The sequence below is a fragment of the Mycobacterium avium subsp. avium genome, from assembly GCF_009741445.1.
GTDB classification, from domain to species: Bacteria; Actinomycetota; Actinomycetes; order Mycobacteriales; family Mycobacteriaceae; genus Mycobacterium; species Mycobacterium avium.
Genome location: NZ_CP046507.1, coordinates 2549039 through 2566877, shown reverse-complemented (window position 1 = coordinate 2566877; position 17839 = coordinate 2549039). Strand labels below are relative to the sequence as shown.

Here is a 17839-nt window from a genome sequence, read left to right as displayed (position 1 = left end):
TGCAATGACATTGAATAATCTGATCACCGTGTCTTCCACGTTCCCGTCCTGGATCAAGCTGACCCGGGGCCGCAACGAGGGGTCGGCGGACCGCCGTGCGGGCGCCACGGTGGTATTCCCGCATGCCGGTGCGGCCGCCGCGAGCTATCGGGTGCTGGCGGCGGCGCTGGCCGCCGGTGGCGACACCTACGTCGTGCAGTATCCACAGCGGGCCGACCGCCTCAGCGAGCCCGCACACGAAAGCGTGCACGACCTGGCCGCCGGCCTCTTCCAGGCCGCACCATGGCCCAGCGTCGCACCGCTGACGTTGTTCGGCCACAGCATGGGTGCCGTCGTCGCCTTCGAATTCGCCCGCGTCGCCGAGACGCACGGTGCGGCCGTCCGCAAACTCTGGGTATCGGCGGGTCCGCCGCCGTGCGTCGTCGCCGACATGCCCGAACTGCCGACCAGCGACGACGGGCTGCTGGCGGACATCGCCGATTTGGGCGGCACCGACCCGGAACTGCTTGCCGACGAAGAGTTCTCGGAACTACTGACCACCGCGGTGCGCGCCGACTACCAGGCCTTCAACCGCTACGACCCGAGCCCCGACGTCCGCATCGGCGCCGACATCCACGTGTTGGGTGGCCATGACGACCACCGCATCGGGACCGGTGTGCTGCGTCAGTGGGAAAGACACACCGCCGGATCCTTCGCCGTGTCGCTGTATGAGGGCGGGCACTTCTACGTCTACGACCATGTCGACGCGGTCGCCGCGCAGGTGAATGCCGGGTGATACCGATGTCGAACGATGCGTATGACGCCGAGAGCGTCGACCCCGTGGTGATCGTGGGAATGGGTGTCGAAGCGCCCGGCGGCATCGAAAACGCCGAAGGCTACTGGGATCTGCTGGTGCACGGCCGGGAGGCGCTGGGACCCTTTCCCACCGACCGCGGGTGGGCCGTGCGCGAACTGCTCGCCGGCTCGCGCCGCAGCGGTTTCAAGGAGATTCACGATCACGGTGGATTCCTATGCGGGGCAACCACATTCGACCCGGAATTCTTCGGCATCTCGCCCCGCGAGGCCGTGGTGATGGACCCGCAGCAGCGGGTGTCGCTCCGCGTGGCCTGGCGCGCCCTGGAAAACAGCGGCATCAATCCCGACGACCTTGCCGGCCACGACGTGGGGTGCTTCGTGGGCGCCTCCGCCACGGGCTACGGGCCCGAGATGGCCAGGTTCTCCGAACACAGCGGCCATCTGCTCGCCGGGACCGCCCTCAGCGTCATCTCGGGCCGCATCGCCTACACGCTGGGATTGGCCGGCCCGGCACTGACCCTGGATTCCTCGTGCGCGTCCGCGCTGGTGGCCTTCCACGTCGCAGTGCGTTCCCTGCAGAACGACGACTGCGACATGGCCATCGCGGGCGGGGTCAATGTGCTCGGCTCACCGGGGTTCTTCGTCGAGTTTTCCAAACAACACGCCCTCTCCGATGACGGCTACTGCCGCCCCTACAGCGCGCAGGCCAGCGGAACCGTGTGGGCCGAGGGGGCGGCGATGTTTGTGCTGCAACGCAAATCGACCGCGGTGCGCGCCGGCCGCCGGATCCTGGCCGAGGTGCGCGCCACCGCCATCAACCAGGACGGGCGCAGCGCCGGGCTCAGCGCCCCCAGTGGCGACGCCCAGGTCCGCCTCTTCCAGCGGGCCATCACCCAGGCCGGGATCAAGCCCGCCGAGGTGGGCATGATCGAGGGGCACGGCACCGGCACCCGGCTCGGCGACCGCACCGAATTGCGCTCGCTGGCACAAACCTACGGCGACACCGAGGCCGGCGCCGGGGCGCTGCTGGGGTCGGTGAAGTCCAACGTGGGCCACTCGTTGGCCGCCGCCGGCGCGCTGGGACTGGCCAAGGTGCTCGTCTCCGCCGAACACGGGGCCGTCCCGCCCACGCTGCACGCCGGCAACGCAAGCCCCGAAATCGACTGGGACAAACAGGGTTTGCGGCTGGCGCAGACCCTAACACCGTGGCCCGCGACCGACGGGCAGCGCATCGCCGCGGCGTCCGCGTTCGGGATCGCCGGCACCAACGCGCATCTGATCGTCTCCGTTCCCGAGGTCGCGTGATGCTCAGCCATCATCTGCCGGACGGGCGCATCCCGGTGCTGCTCAGTTCCCACGACCCGGAGCTGATCCGCCGGGACGCCGCGGCGATCCTCGATTACCTGGGCCGCATCGACTCGCCGAACGCGACCGCCGCGATCGCATCCACCCTGCTGCGGCTGCGGCGCCCCCGCCGGCACCGGGCCGTGCTGCGCGCGGCCGACGCCGCCGAGCTGGCCGCCGGGCTGGCGGCGATCGCGCGGGGCGAGGAACACGAGCTGGTCACGCATTCCGCGAAGACCACGCCGCCGCGCATCGCGTTCGTGTTCCCCGGCCAGGGAAATCAATGGCAGGCGATGGGCGCCGGCGCCTACCGGGAGCTGCCCGCCTACCGGGAGGCGGCCGACCGGTGCGCCGAAGAGTTCGTCGTCGCCGGATTCGCCTCCCCGCTGCCATATCTGGTGGGGGAGGAAGAGCGTAGCTGGTCACGTCCCGAAATTCAGGGAGCGCAGTTCACCCACGCGGTCAGCCTGGCCGAGGCATGGCGATGCTGCGGTGTGCTGCCCGATATCACCATCGGCCACAGCCTCGGCGAGGTGGCGGCGGCCTATGTGGCGGAGGCGATCTCGCTGCCCGACGCCGTCGCCCTCGTGGTCGCCCGCGCCACCGTGGTCGGCCGGCTGACGGGCCGCTACGCGATGGCGGTGCTGGGCGCCGGCCTCGACGCCGCCGAGTCGCTGCTGGCCGAGGCGCCCGGCTGGGTGGAGGTCTCGGCGGTCAACGGCCCGTCGTCGACCGTGGTCGCCGGCGATCACGACGCGGTGGCCGCCGCGGTGCGCCTGGCGCAACAGCGCGACGTGTTCACCCATCAACTGTCCGTCGACTATCCGGGCCACACCAGTGCGCTGCGGCCATTGCGTGCCAGCCTGGCCGAGCTGACGCCGCGGTCGGCGTTCCGGGACGGGCCGGTGCGCTTCGTCGGTTCCACCCGCGGTGCCGAGTTGGGCGAAGGGACCGATTTCTCGGACTATTGGTATGAAAACCTCTGCGGCACCGTGCGCTTCGATCTTGCCGTGCAGTACGCCCGCGCCTGCGGGGCCGACACGTTCGTGGAGCTCTCGGCGCACCCCTCACTGCTCTATCCGCTGGGCGACATCGTCGGCGACGAGTCGGTTGTCGTCGGCTCGGGCCACCGCGAGCGGCCGGTCACCGAGTCGCTCTCGGCGAGCATCGCCGCGGTCGCGGCCGCCGACCCCGGCTGCCGGTGGGCCGATGCCGTCCCGAACGCTGATCAGCCTCCGCTGCGGGGCTTCCCGAACGCGCCGATGCGCGCGGTGCACCTCTGGGCGGCACCGGAACGAGTGACCGAAGCGGCCTCACCGCCCGCGCCGACCGTGGCCGTCGAGGACTGGCAGCACGCCACCTTGCACACCGTTGCGACACGCCCCGACATCGGCTTCTTCGGTACGGACGCTCTCGCCCGTTCGCTCGCCGATGCCGTTGCGGCGCAAGGCGACTGCCGCGTCGTGGCGCCGAACCAGGCAGAGGTCCTGGCAATCGTGGCGCCGCGTCTCGACGAGCACGACGCCACGGCCGCCATCGAGCAGATCGCCGCCCGTCCCGATGCCGGCCTACCCGACTACCCCGCGCTCATCGGCCCGCGATGCCGGGCCGTCTGGCTACTGACCGTCGGCGCCGAACAGGTCGATCGAGACGACACCCACGTCTCGCCGGCGCAGGCGGCCCTGGCGGCGATGCATCGCAGCGTCGGGTTCGAATTCCCCGACCAGGCCTTCGGACATCTCGACCTCGAGCGCGCAGATGTGGACGCCGCGACCGCGCGGGCCGTCGCCGACGTGCTTTCGGGCGAGGCTGCCGAGGTGGCGTTGCGGGGCGGCGAGCCGCCGCTGAGCCATGTTCGAAGCCACGTCCGGTCATTCCGCGAATGCCGCGAAACGGCAACCAGCCGGCCCCTCGACGCCGCCGCCCTGGACGACGTGGTGATCACCGGCGGCAGCGGGGCGATCGGCCTGCAGTACGCGCGGTACTGCCTCGAACGCGGGGCGCGGACCGTCACCCTGTTGAGCCGCACCGGCGTGGACCCGGCCGCGCTGCGCGAGCTCGCCGACGGCCACGGCGCCGAAGTGCGTGCCCCGCAATGCGATATCACCGACCGCGCCGCACTGGCCTCCGTGGCCGCCACGCACGCGGGTTCGGGGGCGTCGCTGCTGATCCACACCGCGGGCATCGCGCAGGCACGCTCGCGCGCCGACCTCACCGGTGTCGATGTTGCGGCGGTGTGCGATGCCAAGGTCCGCGGTTTGGCGCTGATGGCCGAGGTTTGGCCGCTGCGGCCGGACTGCCGAATCCTCGCCTGCTCGTCGGTGTTCGGGACCTGGGGCGGCTACGGCCACGCGGCCTACGCGGCTTCCAACCGGATGCTCGATGTGCTGGCCGCCCAGCTGCGGGCCGACGGCCGCGACTGCACGGCGATCCGGTGGGGGCTGTGGCAGGGTGCCGGGGTGGTGGTCGGCAACGAGATCACCCGCACCGAACGCTCGGGCCTCGTGGCGATGGAGCCGGAGGCCGCGATCGAGGCCAGCCTGCACCGCTACGACGGCGACCCGCTGATTTTCGACGCCGACTTCGACCGGCTGCAGGTGTTCTTCGAAAGCCAGGGAATGCCAATGCCGTTCAGTGCTTCGCACAGCGGTGACGGCGGCGCACAGGAAGACGTCGCCGTCGCGAAGCCGCTCGCCGAGGTGGTACGGGCCGAATTGGCCGCGACGCTGCATCTGGGTGATTCGCTGTCGATCGACCCGGGCACCTCCCTCATCGACCTTGGGGTGGACTCGTTGCTCGCCCTCGATTTGCGTAAGCGGCTGCGGCGGACGGTGGGGAACTCGGTTCCGGTGGCGCGCATGCTCGGCGGCATCACCGTCAACGAGCTGATCGACGCTCTGCGCGCCGACTCACCCGGTGGCCCCACGCCGCCGCCCATCGAGCGCACCGGCGCCGCCACCGGTGCGCACCACTCAACGCTCGCGATGCTCGAAAGGTTGGACTCCTAGCGTGACAGACACCACCGGCGCCGACACCCGTCTCGACGAGGAACGCTTGGAACTGCTGCGCCGCAAGCTCGCTGAACGCGGCCTGGCCAGGCCGACGGGCGCGGCTTCCGTGGCCACCTACGACGAGCCGCGCATGTCCGCCGGCCAGCACCGGATGTGGTTCGTGCAGTCGGTCGATCCCGACAGCGCGCTGCTCAACATCTGCGTCTCCTATCGCCTCATCGGCGCCGTGGACGCCGCGCGGCTACATCGCGCCGTCGATGCCGTCGCCGCGCGTCACCCCGTACTGCATACGACGTATGACACCGACGGTGAGGGCGACCCGCGGCCCGTCGTCCGCGACGACCTACACCCCGAATGGTCCGAGCACGACTTGTCCGGGCTGGCCGATCAGGCCCGCCGGTTGCGGCTGGATGTGCTGGCGCAGCGGGACTTTCGCCGGCCGTTCGACCTGAGCAAGGATTCACCCCTGCGCGTCACCGTGGCGCACCTGGGCGGCGACGAGCTGATAATGCTGATCACCGCGCATCACATCGCCTGGGACGACGGCTCGTGGGCGCCGTTTTTCGCCGACCTGACCCGTGCGTACACCGACCCGGACGGCTTCGCCGCGGCGCCGGCGCTGCCGGATCTCGCCACCGACCCGACCGCGATCCGTCAGGCCGATCTGGACTACTGGCGGCCGCTGATGGCCGATCTCCCGGAGCCGCTGGAACTTCCCGGCCCCAATGGGTCGGTGGTGCCCACCACCTGGCGCGCGCAACGCGCGACCGCGCCACTGTCGGCGGACGTCGTCGACCGGGCGGCCGCGCTCGCCCGCGAGACGGGCGCCACGCCCTACATGGTGTTGATGGCCGTGTTCGGCGCCCTGGTGCACCGCTACACCCAGTCGACGGACTTCCTGTTCGCGGCCCCGGTGCTGAACCGCGGGGTGGGAACCGAGGATGTCATCGGGTACTACGGCAACACCGTGGTGGTCCGGCTGCGGCCGCGGCCACACCAGACGTTCCGCGAACTGCTGGCCCAGACCCGGGACGGCGCGGTGGGCGCCTTCGCTCATTCGCGCGCTGACCTGGATTGGCTGGTGCGTGAGTCGAATCCGGACCGCCGGCACGGCGCGGACCGGATGACCCGGGTCAGCTTCGGACAGCGGGAGCCCGACGGCGCCGGCTTTTGCCCGCCGGGCGTGCGCTGCGAGCGCGCCGAGTTGCGCGGTCATTTCAACCAGCTGCCGCTGAGTCTGATGGTCGAGCTGAACCGCACGCCGGATGGCCTGGGCGGCGGCGTCATCGAGGCCGAGTACCTCGTCGAGGTGCTGGATCAGCAGCTGGTGCAGCAACTGCTGCGCCACTACGCCGCCCTGCTGGACAGCGTGCTGTCCGACCCCGACGTGACGCTGTCGGCGTGCGCGCTGATGAATGACGAAGACGCCGAGTGGCTGCGGTCCGTGTCGACCGGTGAAGAATTCGTCACCCCGGCGAGCACCTTGTCCGAGCTGGTCAGCCGGCGAGCGGCGCGCACGCCCGACGCCGTTGCGGTCGTCTACGAAGGGCGCGCCTACACCTACCGCGAAATCGATGAAGAGTCGAACCGCGTGGCGCACTGGCTCATCGAGCAAGGAATCGGCACCGAGGATCGCGTCGCGGTCCTGCTGGACAAGTCACCCGAACTGGTCATCACCGCGCTGGGCGTGCTCAAAGCCGGTGGCGTCTACCTTCCGGTGGACCCCACGTACCCGGAGGACCGGCTGAGCTTCATTCTCGGGGACGCGGACGCCAAACTGGTGCTGCGCGAACCGGTTTCCGGATTGGGGAGCTATCCGACCACGGCGCCCGCCGCGTTGCTGCGGCCGCTGAGCCCGCAGAACACCGCGTACCTGATCTACACCTCGGGTTCGACCGGACTGCCCAAGGGCGTGCCGGTGCCCCACGCGCCCATCGCCGAGTATTTCGTCTGGTTCGGCGACGAGTACCGGATCGACGAGACCGACCGGCTGCTGCAGGTCGCCTCGCCCAGTTTCGACGTGTCGATGGGAGAAATCTTCGGCACCCTGATCATGGGTGCCCGGCTGGTGATTCCGCGCCCGGACGGGCTGCGCGACATCGGCTACCTCACCGATCTCCTGGCGCGCGAAGGCATTACGTCGATGCACTTCGTTCCGTCGCTGCTGGGACTCTTCCTGTCGTTGCCCGGAGCCAGCCAGTGGCGCACGTTGCGGCGGGTGCCCATCGGCGGGGAGGCCCTGCCCGGCGAGATCGCCGACAAGTTCCACGCCACCTTCGACGCGTCGCTGCACAACTTCTACGGACCGACCGAGACGGTCGTCAACTGCACCAGCTACCCGGTGGAAGGCGCCCAGGGCACGCGCATAGTGCCGATCGGCCGGCCCAAGATCAACACCCAGGTGTACCTGCTCGACAACGCGCTGCGGCCCGTCCCTGCCGGGGTGATCGGTGAGATCTACATCGCCGGAACACATGTCGCGCACGGATACCACCGCAGGCCGCAGCTGACGGCCGAGCGCTTTGTCGCCGACCCGTTCACCCCGGGCGGGCGGATGTACCGCTCCGGCGACCTGGCCCGGCGTAATGCCAATGGCGACATCGAGTTCGTCGGCCGCGCCGACGAGCAGGTGAAGATCCGCGGCTTCCGCATCGAGCTGGGCGAGATCGCCGCCGCCATCTCGGTCGACCCCAGTGTCGGACAAGCCGTCGTGCTGGCCATGGACCTGCCGCAGTTGGGCAAGAGCCTGGTGGGATACGTGACCCCGGCCGAGGGCGCCGGCACGGAAACCGTTGATGTCGAACGCATCCGCGCCCGGGTGGCCGCCGCGCTGCCGGACTATATGACCCCGGCGGCCTACGTGGTGCTCGACGAGATCCCCATCACCGCCCATCAAAAGATCGACCGCGCCGCGCTGCCGCAACCGCAACTCGCGGCCGGCACCGAGTACCGCGACCCGACGACCCCCACCGAAATCCGGGTCGCCCAGCTGTTCTCGGGGCTGCTCGGACACGAGCGGGTGGGCGTCGACGACTCGTTCTTCGATCTGGGCGGCCACTCGCTGGTCGCCACCAAGCTGGTCACCGCGATCCGCGCGGAGTGCGGTGTGGAACTCGGCATCCGCGACGTGTTCGAGCTCGCCACCGTGGGCCTGCTGGCGGAGCGGATCGACCAGCTGAGCTCGGGCCAACTGACGCAGTCGCGCCCCAGGCTGATCGCAACCGCACACGACGAGCCGATGCCGCTTTCGGCGTCGCAGCTGCGCAGCTGGTTCGCCTACCGCCTGGACGGGCCCAGCCCGGTCAACAACATTCCCTTCGCGGCCAAGCTGACCGGTCCGTGGGACATCGACGCGCTGATCGCCGCCGTCGGCGATGTCCTCGCGCGGCACGAAATCCTGCGCACCAGCTACGTCGAGCTGGACGGCGTGCCCTATCAGGTCGTGGGCCCGGTCGGGGTCGAGGTTCCGGTGCGCCGCGCGGAGGGCGTCGGCGAGGCGTGGCTGCAAGAGCAGCTCGACGTCGAGCGGCGCCATTGCTTCGAGCTGGACTCGGAACTGCCGATCCGGGTCGCGGTGCTGCGCACCGAGAACGCGGACGAGCACGTGCTGTCGGTGGTCGTGCACCACATCGCCTCTGACCATTGGTCGGCGGGTGTGCTGTTCTCCGACGTGATGACGGCCTACCGGGCCCGCCGCGGTGGCGAAGCGCCGTCCTGGGCGCCGCTGCGCGTGCAGTACGCCGACTACGCGGCATGGCAGCGGACGTTTTTGGGGGACGCCAGCGGCCAGGAGTCCGCTATCGCCGCCGAGCAGCGGGAGTACTGGACCCGCAAGCTGGCCGGGCTGCCGGAGGACACCGGGTTGCGCCCGGACTTCCCCCGCCAGCCGGTGCCCAGCGGGGAGGGCGAATCCGTCGACTTCCAGATCGACTCGGCCACCCGCGCCAAACTCGGCGAGCTGTGCCGCGAGTTGGGCATCACCGAATTCATGCTGCTGCAAACCGCTGTGGCAGTGGTGCTGCACAAGGCCGGTGGCGGCGTGGACATTCCGTTGGGCACCCCGGTCGCCGGCCGCACCGAAGCCGAATTGGACCAACTGATCGGCTTTTTCGTCAACATCCTGGTGCTGCGCAACGACATGGACGGCAATCCGACGCTGCGCGAACTGCTGAAACGGGCCCGCGAGACGGCCCTGGCCGCCTACGCCCACCAAGACCTGCCGTTCGACCGGGTGGTCGACAGTGTCAGCCCGGTGCGCTCGCTGTCGCGCAACCCGCTGTTCCAGGTCGTCGTGCACGTCCGGGATCACCTGTCCGCCACGCGGGTCATCGAAACCGCGCCCGCGGGCGGCGATGGACGCGACACCGTGTGCACGTCGCTGGACCCCATCTTCGACATGGCCCACGCCGACCTCAGCGTCAACTTCTTCGGCACCGACGGCACCGACGGCGTCGGCTACAACTGCAATGTCATCTTCCGTACCGAGCTCTACGCCAGAACGACCATCGAGCGGTTGGCGCAATGGCTGTCGCGTGCGGTCGCCGCGTTCGCCGAGGACCTCGACTTGAGCCTGCGCGACGTTGCGCTGATCGACGCGGGAGAACAGCACCGCATCCTGCAGGACTGGAGCCGCGGGGCGCCGGCACCGCACGACAGGCCGCGCACCATACCCGAGCTGCTGGAACCGAGTCGGGCATGGGACGCGGATCGGATCGCGGTGCGCTGCGGGGACGAGCGGATCGATTACCCTGCGCTGCACCGCCGTTCGGACAACCTGGCCGCGCTGCTCGCCAGGAGCGGGGCGGGGCCGGGTGCGTTGGTCGGGCTGTCGACCCGCCGCAGCATCGATCTCGTGGTGGCGCTGGTGGCCATCATGAAGGCCGGCGCCGGTTACTTCCCCATCGACCCCGGTTACCCCTTGGCGCGAAAGCAATTCATGCTCGACGACGTCGCGCCGCCGGTGGTGGTCGCAACGACCGAAGCGGTGGCGACCATGCCACACGTTGCGGGGGTCGAGTTGATTTCGCTGGACGATCCCCACGTGCGCGACCTGGTGGACAGCGATGACGTCGATCCCCAGTCGCGGGATTTGCCGCGGCCCCACCCCGACGACCCGATGTATCTGGTGTTCACCTCCGGATCGACCGGCAAGCCGAAAGGCGCGGTGGGCACCCATCGTTCGATGGCCGCCCGGCTGGATTGGCAGCTGCGGCACTACCCGCCGAGGACCGAGGACGTGCGGCTGGCGCAGGCGTCGATCACCTTCCTCGAAGGCGGGATGGAGATGCTGGCCGGCCTGGCCGCCGGCGCGACCATGATCCTGGCCGACGACGACGAGCACCGCGACCCCGAGGCCCTCGGGGAGTTGATGACCCGGTATTCGGTCGCCCAGGTGACCGCCGTGCCCAGCCTGGTCTCGGCGTTGGTGGACAGTCGGCCCGACGCCGTACGCGCGCTGTCGCGGCTGGTGTGCGGTGGCGAGCCGGTCAGCACGTCGCTGCTGCAACGGCTGGTGTCGGTGTGCGCCGACGATGGTGCGACCGAGTTGCTGAACAACATCGGTTCCACCGAGACCTCCGGCGCGGTTTGCCGCGGGCGGTTGGGCCTGCCGAATCCGCTTGTCGGAAAGCCGGTCCCGGGCGCGCAGGCCTACCTCCTCGACGACGGGCTCCGTCCGGTGCCGGTCGGCGTGGTGGGCGAGCTGTACTACGCCGGTGACCAGCTGGCGCGCGGCTATTGGAAACGGCCCGCCCTGACCGCGACGCGGTTCGTCGCCAACCCGTATGGCGGGGACCCCGGTTCGCGCTTGTACCGCAGCGGTGACCTGGCCCGGTGGACCGAGGACGGCCAACTGGAATTCGTCGGACGCTCCGACCACCAGGTGCAGGTCCGCGGCTTCCGGGTCGAGTTGGCCGAGGTCGAGGCGGCCCTCGCGGCGGCCGACGGCGTCGCCGCCGCGGCCGCGCGCACCTGGGAGGTGCACGGCGGCACGTCGCTGGCCGGATACGTTGTGCCCCAGCGGCCCATCGTCGATGACGTCGACAAGGCGGCGTTCGCGGGGGAGGTGCGCGCCGCGATCGCCACGACCCTGCCGGGCTACATGATGCCGTCGTCGCTGACCGTTCTCGACGTCCTGCCCAAGACCGAGTCCGGCAAGTTGAACCGGCCCGGGCTGCCGCTCCCGGCGGTCAGCACCGGTGGCCTGACCGAACCGGCGCGCACGGACACCGAACGGGCGCTGGCCAAGGTGTTCGCCGAACTGCTGTCGACCCCCGAAGTGGGGCGCTTCGACGACTTCTTCGCCCTCGGCGGCGACAGCATCCTGTCGGTGCAACTGGCCTCGCGGGCGCGCGCCGTCGGCCTGGCCGTGAGCCCGCGCATGATCTTCGAGAATCCGACGGTGCAGCAGCTGGCCGCCGCCGTGGACGCTCTGGGGGACGGGCAGGCTGACGCCGAGCGGGACGACCAGGCGGCCGACGTCCGTTTCGAGCCGATGAGCACCTCCGGCCTGTCGTCCACGGATCTGGCTGCGGTGACCCAACTTTGGTCGTCATCACGCGAGGGCACGACATGACGGCCGCCGACACCGACGTCGCCCCCGACATCGAGGACGTGATGGCGCTGAGCCCCCTGCAGGAGGGCTTGTACTCGCTGACCACGCTCGCCGAGTTCGCCGACGGCGAAGCCGCGGACGACCCGTACGTGATCGGCATGGCCGCCGACATCTCCGGCGCACTCGACGTCGCGCTGCTACGCGAGTGCGCGGAGAAGATGTTGGTGCGCCACCCGAACCTACGGGCCAGCTTCTTCAGCCGCGGCATCGCGCGGCCGGTGCAGATCGTGCCGTCCCGCGTCGAGTTGCCGTGGCGATCCGTCAGCGCCGCGCGTGAGGACGTGCCGGCGCTGGAAACCGGCGAACGCCGCCGGCCCTTCGACCTGGAACACGGGCCGGCCATCCGCTTCCTGCTGATCGAATTGCCGGGCGCGCAATGGCGTTTGGTGCTCACCGCCCATCACATCGTGATCGACGGCTGGTCGATGCCGGTGTTCATCAACGAGATGATGATCCTGTACCAGGCGGGCGGCGACCTGTCGGCGCTGCCCGTGGCGCCGCGGCCGTACCGCGATTACATCGGCTGGCTGGCCAGTCGCGACCCGGAGGCCAGCCAGCAGGTCTGGCGCCGGCACCTCGCCGGCCTGCCCGGCCCCACCCTGCTGGCCGCCGCCCTGGGCTCGGTGGAGACGACGCAGGGACAGCAGACGGCGTTGCCGCGCACCACAGAACTGCGCCTGCCGGCCGAGGCCACCGCGCGGTTGGTCGACGAGACCCGTTCGCGTGGCATCACCGTCAACACCCTGATGCAGATGGCGTGGGCGTTGGTGTTGTCCCGGCTCACCGACACCGACGATGTGGTTTTCGGGGTCACGGTGTCCGGCAGGCCGCCCGAACTGACCGGCGTCGAGACCATGGTCGGTCTGTTCATCAACACCGTGCCCCTGCGGGTGCGGCTGGACTCGGCCGCCAGCGCCGGCGAACAATGCCGCGCCGTGCAGCGCGACGCCGCCCTGCTGCGCGAGCACAGCTATCTCGGGCACGCCCAATTGCGTGCCCTCGGCGGCGTCGGGGAGATGTTCGACACCCTGCTGGTTTACGAGAACTTCCCGATGAACGGGCTGTCCTCCAGTGGCGAATTGACCGCCGGCGGTGCGACATTCCGGCCGTCCGCCCTGCAAACCCTGTCGCATTTCCCGATCGCCGTCGCCGCCCACATGGACGCCGGCGAGCTGGTGGTGCTGATCGAAGTGATCGACGGCGCGCTGGGCGCCATTCCCGCGGCCACGTTCGGTCGTCGGGTGCTGTCCACCGCCGAGCGGCTGTTGCGGGACTGGGCGCGACCGCTGCGCGAGATCAGCGTCCTCTTCGACGACGAGGTTGCCCCGCTGCGTGCCGCCGGGGCGCCCGCCGCGACGTCACCGCGGAGCATTCACGCGCGGTTCGCCGACGTCGTGGCCAGCGCGCCCGACAGCCCGGCGGTCAGCTGGGCGGGTGGCACGCTGAGCTATCGCGAGCTGGATGACCGGTCCACCCGACTGGCCGCCGAGCTCGCCCGCAAGGGCGTCGCGCCCGAAACACCGGTCGCCATAAGCCTTTTCCGCGGTCCGCAGTACGTCGTCGCGATACTCGCGGTGCTCAAGGCGGGCGGCATGTGCGTGCCGCTGGTGCCGGGGATGCCCCCGGAGCGGGTCACCTCGATCCTGCGCCAATCCGGCGCGTCGATCGTCCTGGACGACGAGCTGACCGCACAGCTCCTCGAGGCCGGCCGGCCGCACGACGACTTCACGCCGGTCGACGTCGCGCCCGAGCGGGCCGCGTATGTCGTGTTCACCTCGGGCACCACGGGAGAACCCAAGGGCGTCATCGGAACCCATGGCGCGGTGGGGGCGTACGCCGATGACCATCTGGACCGCGTGCTGCGGCCCGCGGCCGCAAGACTGGGCAGACCGCTGCGCATCGCCCACGCGTGGTCGTTCGCCTTCGACGCCGCCTGGCAGCCGTTGGTCGCCCTGCTCGACGGCCATGGCGTGCATGTGGTCGACGAGCAGACCCAGACCGATGCCGAGGCGCTGGTCGCGCTGATCGCCGAGCACGGCATCGACATGATCGACACCACCCCGTCGATGTTCGCCCAGCTGCAGGCGTTCGGCCTGCTGACCGACGTGCCGTTGACGGTGTTGGCGCTCGGGGGAGAGGCGCTCGGCAGCGCCGCCTGGGACCGAATCCGCGAGGCGTGCAACGCCACGTCGATGACGGCGTACAACTGCTACGGGCCGACCGAGACCACGGTCGAGGCGGTGGTCGCCGCGATCGCCGAGCACGACGAGCCCTGCATCGGCCGACCGACCCGGCACACCCGCGGATACGTGCTGGATTCCGGGCTGCGCCCGGTGCCGTGCGGCGCGACGGGCGAACTGTACCTGGGCGGCGCCCAGCTGGCCCGCGGCTACATCGGCCGCGCGGGGGAGACCGCGGCGCGCTTTGTCGCCGACCCCTTCGCGCCCGCGCAGCGGATGTACCGCACGGGCGACCTGGTGCGCCGATTGCCCGACGGCACAGTGCAATACATCGGTCGCGCCGACGCCCAGGTGAAGATCCGTGGCCACCGCGTCGAGCCCGGGGAGATCGCCGCCGCCCTCGAATCGCATCCCGCCGTCCGGCACGCCGGCGTGCTGGTACATCAGCACCGGGGAGCCCCGCGGCTGACCGCGTACGTGGCGACCACCGATACCACGGGGGCCAAGCCGACGGCCACCGAACTGCGGGCCATGCTCGGCACCCGGTTGCCGCGCTACATGGTGCCGCAGCGCATCGTTTTGGTCGACGAAATCCCGTTGACCCCCAACGGAAAACTGGACGAGTCCACCTTGGCCGCCTTCGACGTCGCCGAATCCGCCGGCGGCGCGGCAACACCCGAGACCGCCACGGAATCCGCGCTGGCCGACCTGCTCGCCGAACTGCTCGGGCACCCGAGCGTCGACGTCACCGCGGACTTTTTGCAGCTAGGACTGGACAGCATCGTGGCGTTGTCGGTGGTGCAGGCGGCCCGGGCGCGCGGAATGGCGCTGCGCGCCCGTCTCATCCTCGACTGCACCAACATCCGCGAACTGGCCGAAGCGATCGACTCGGAAACGGCGGCCGCCACCCAGCAGGTGGACGAGGCAACCGGGCCAATGCCGTTGCTGCCCAACGGCCGATGGCTCTACGAGCACGGCAACCCGCGCCGGCTCGCCCAGACCGAGGCCATCCGGCTGCCCGAGACGCTGCGCCGCGAACAGCTGGACGCCGCGCTGGCAAGCATCATCAACGGCCACGAGGTGCTGCGCACCCGGGTCGACCGCTCCACGATGACCTTGGTTCCGGTGCCGGACGCCGACGTCCTGGGGGCAGTCGAAGAAGTTGAGGTGGATAAAGAGCTGGCCGCGGCGGTACCGGCCCACGTCGCCCGGGCCGTCGACCGGTTGGACCCCGAACGGGGAACGCTGCTGGCCGCGGTGTGGCTCCGGCCCCCGGCCGGCGAGAGCGTGCTGTTGCTGGCCGCGCACGTCGTGGCGCTGGACCCGGCGTCGTGGCGGGTGATCCTCGGTGAACTCGGTGCCGCCCTGACCGCGGTGGCGACCGGTCACGCACCGGCCCCCGTACGGGAACACACCAGCTATCGGCGCTGGGCCGAGGCGCTCACCGCGCGGGCGCACGCCTTGGACACCGCGCCGTACTGGGCGTCGGAGTTGGACGGCGACGACCCCGACCTCGGCGCCCGGCGGCTCGACCCGGACCGCGATCGGGCCCGCGATCTGATCGTCCGCAACGTCGCGACCGACGCCGACCTCACCCGCCGGCTGCTGAATTCGGGTCTGGCGTTGCCCACACTGCTGGTCGCCGCCACCGTGGCGACGGTGACCAGCTGGCGCCGGCTACGCGGTCAGGCGACCCCGCCTCCGCTGCTGGCGCTCGAAACCCATGGCCGCGCGGACAGTTTGGTCGATGGGCCCGGTGCGCACACCATCGACACCGGTGACACGGTGGGCCTGCTCAGCTCCATCTACCCGGTGCGGCTCGACTCCGACGACCCGCACAAGGTGGCGGAGAAGTTGGCCGCGATCCCCGGCGATGGCCTCGACTTCGGGTTGCTGCGCTACCTGCGGGACGACACCGCCGCGCGGCTCGCCGGCTTCCCGCCGCCGCAACTGCTGCTGAATTACCTTGGCGCCGCCCACACCGACGGCGGCACCGGGCTGACGCTCGAACGCGAGCTGCTCGCCGGGGTGTCGCCCGTGCCCGAGCCCGAGCTGGCGGTGCGCCACGAGCTCACCATCGCGGCGATGGTGCTGACATACGGCGGGGAGCGGGTGCTGGCGGCCCAGTGGCGCGCGCTGCCCGACATTCTCACGGACGCGGACGTCACCGCGCTGCAAGGACTTTGGATCGATTCACTGCGGGAGGTGGTGAAATGAGCACACTCGCGATCGTGGGCGCCGGCGCCAAGGCGGTGGCCGTCGCCGCCAAGGCGTCGGTATTGCGCGACATGGGCGTCGAGGTTCCGGACGTGGTCGCCGTGGAACGCATCGGCGTCGCGGCGAACTGGCAGGCCAGCGGCGGCTGGACGGACGGCGCGCACCGGCTGGGCACCAGCCCGGAAAAGGACGTCGGCTTTCCCTACCGCTCGGCGCTGGTGCCGCGCCGCAACGCCGAGCTGGACGAGCGGATGACCCGCTACAGCTGGCAGTCCTACCTGATCGCCACGGCGTCGTTCGCCGAGTGGATCGACCGCGGCAGGCCGGCGCCGCCGCATCGGCGGTGGAGCCAGTATCTGAGCTGGGTCGCCGACCACGTGGGCATGAATGTCGTGCACGGCGAGGTCGAACGGCTGGCCGTCACCGGGGACCGCTGGGCGATCCACACCCACGAGACCACCGTGCACGCCGACGCGTTGATGATCACCGGCCCCGGCCAGGCCGAAAAGTCCTTGCTTCCGGGCAATCCGCGCGTCCTCTCGATCGCCCAGTTCTGGGACCGCGCCGCCAATCACGACCGGATCAGCGCGGAGCGGGTCGCGGTGATCGGCGGCGGTGAGACGGCCGCCGCGATGCTCAATGAGCTGTTCCGGCACCGGGTCTCGAGCATCACCGTCATCTCCCCCCAGGCGACGCTGTTCACGCGCGGCGAGGGGTATTTCGAGAACTCGCTGTTCTCCGATCCGACCAACTGGCCGGCCCTCACGCTGGCCGAACGTCGTGATGCCTTGGCCCGCACGGACCGGGGGGTGTTTTCGTCGAACGTGCAGGAGGCGTTGCTGGCCGATGACCGCATCCACCACCTGCGGGGCCGCGTCGCCCACGCGGTGGGCAGGCAGGGGCAGATCCGGCTGACGTTGTCCACCAACCGAGGAAGCGAGAACCTCGAGACGGTCCACGGGTTTGATCTCGTCATCGACGGCTCCGGCGCCGACTCGCTGTGGTTCGCACCGTTGTTCAGCCAGGACGCGCTTGATCTGCTCGAACTCGGCCTGGGTGGGCCCCTGACCTCGGAGCGGCTGCAGGAGGCTATAGGTTATGACCTGTCCGTCACAGACGTCACCCCTAAGTTGTTCCTGCCGAACCTGTCCGGACTCACCCAGGGCCCCGGATTCCCGAACCTGAGCTGCTTGGGGCTGCTATCCGATCGGGTGTTGGGTTCCACCGTCAGCCCGTCCGCGTATCCCCTGACAAGGAGACATGATGAGCGCCAACCCCTTTGACGACGACAACGCCACCTTCGTGGTGCTCGCCAATGACGAGAACCAGCACAGCCTCTGGCCGACCTTCGCCGACACGCCGTCCGGCTGGCGGGTGGTCTTCGGTGAAGCAAGCCGCGCGGACTGCCTGGAGTACGTGGAGCAGAACTGGTCAGATATCCGCCCCAAGAGCCTGATTGAGGCGCTCGCGGGGGAGTAAGAGCCCACTGCAGGGTCTTGCACTATGTAGGCAGAGGGTGATTTCCCAGCCGCTACACGCCTGCGCTACAAGGCTATTCGGGGTATTTCCCGCATCGCCGCCGTAGCGTCGTCGTAACGTGACCAACTTGAGACACAAATTCCGGAGTCACAGGGCACACTTACACCATCTTCAACCATGAAGACGTGTGACCGTGTGCG

General features: G+C 70.1%; 7 protein-coding genes. All 7 read left to right on the top strand.

The genetic code is table 11. The annotated features are described in order from the left end of the window. Positions 1-4 precede the first annotated feature (4 nt). From MAA44156_RS11925 to MAA44156_RS11895, 7 genes are read left to right on the top strand one after another with little or no spacing between them, the layout of a single operon-like run. Complete coding sequence (locus tag MAA44156_RS11925; RefSeq protein WP_009976231.1) at positions 5-775, top strand: thioesterase II family protein; 771 nt, start codon at positions 5-7, stop codon at positions 773-775. 5 nt (positions 776-780) lie between these two features. Continuing rightward, a complete protein-coding gene (locus tag MAA44156_RS11920; RefSeq protein ID WP_009976232.1) occupies positions 781-2100 on the top strand; it encodes a beta-ketoacyl [acyl carrier protein] synthase domain-containing protein in 1320 nt (439 codons plus the stop codon). Next, complete coding sequence (gene mbtD, locus MAA44156_RS11915) at positions 2100-5147, top strand: mycobactin polyketide synthase MbtD (RefSeq protein WP_009976233.1); 3048 nt, start codon at positions 2100-2102, stop codon at positions 5145-5147. The genes MAA44156_RS11920 and mbtD overlap by 1 nt, the downstream gene beginning before the upstream one ends. 1 nt (position 5148) lies before the next feature. Next, positions 5149-11724, top strand: a complete 6576-nt coding sequence (locus MAA44156_RS11910; protein WP_009976235.1) for a non-ribosomal peptide synthetase — start codon at positions 5149-5151, stop codon at positions 11722-11724. Further along, the gene (locus tag MAA44156_RS11905; protein ID WP_009976236.1) at positions 11721-16160 is read left to right on the top strand and encodes a non-ribosomal peptide synthetase; all 4440 of its coding nucleotides are present in this window, start codon (positions 11721-11723) and stop codon (positions 16158-16160) included. Before MAA44156_RS11910 ends, MAA44156_RS11905 begins: the two co-directional genes overlap by 4 nt. Continuing rightward, complete coding sequence (gene mbtG, locus MAA44156_RS11900) at positions 16157-17443, top strand: NADPH-dependent L-lysine N(6)-monooxygenase MbtG (protein ID WP_009976238.1); 1287 nt, start codon at positions 16157-16159, stop codon at positions 17441-17443. The genes MAA44156_RS11905 and mbtG overlap by 4 nt, the downstream gene beginning before the upstream one ends. Then, on the top strand, positions 17424-17639 hold the full coding sequence (locus MAA44156_RS11895; RefSeq protein ID WP_008255573.1) for an MbtH family protein: 216 nt from the start codon (positions 17424-17426) through the stop codon (positions 17637-17639). Before mbtG ends, MAA44156_RS11895 begins: the two co-directional genes overlap by 20 nt. Positions 17640-17839: the final 200 nt, after the last annotated feature.

What these genes read in the sequence shown, in the direction of transcription:
- MAA44156_RS11895 (WP_008255573.1), top strand. Translation starts at nt 17,424, where the DNA reads ATGAGCGCCAACCCCTTTGACGACGACAACGCCACCTTCGTGGTGCTC.
- mbtD (WP_009976233.1), top strand. Translation starts at nt 2,100, where the DNA reads ATGCTCAGCCATCATCTGCCGGACGGGCGCATCCCGGTGCTGCTCAGT.
- MAA44156_RS11925 (WP_009976231.1), top strand. Translation starts at nt 5, where the DNA reads ATGACATTGAATAATCTGATCACCGTGTCTTCCACGTTCCCGTCCTGG.
- mbtG (WP_009976238.1), top strand. Translation starts at nt 16,157, where the DNA reads ATGAGCACACTCGCGATCGTGGGCGCCGGCGCCAAGGCGGTGGCCGTC.
- MAA44156_RS11920 (WP_009976232.1), top strand. Translation starts at nt 781, where the DNA reads ATGTCGAACGATGCGTATGACGCCGAGAGCGTCGACCCCGTGGTGATC.
- MAA44156_RS11905 (WP_009976236.1), top strand. Translation starts at nt 11,721, where the DNA reads ATGACGGCCGCCGACACCGACGTCGCCCCCGACATCGAGGACGTGATG.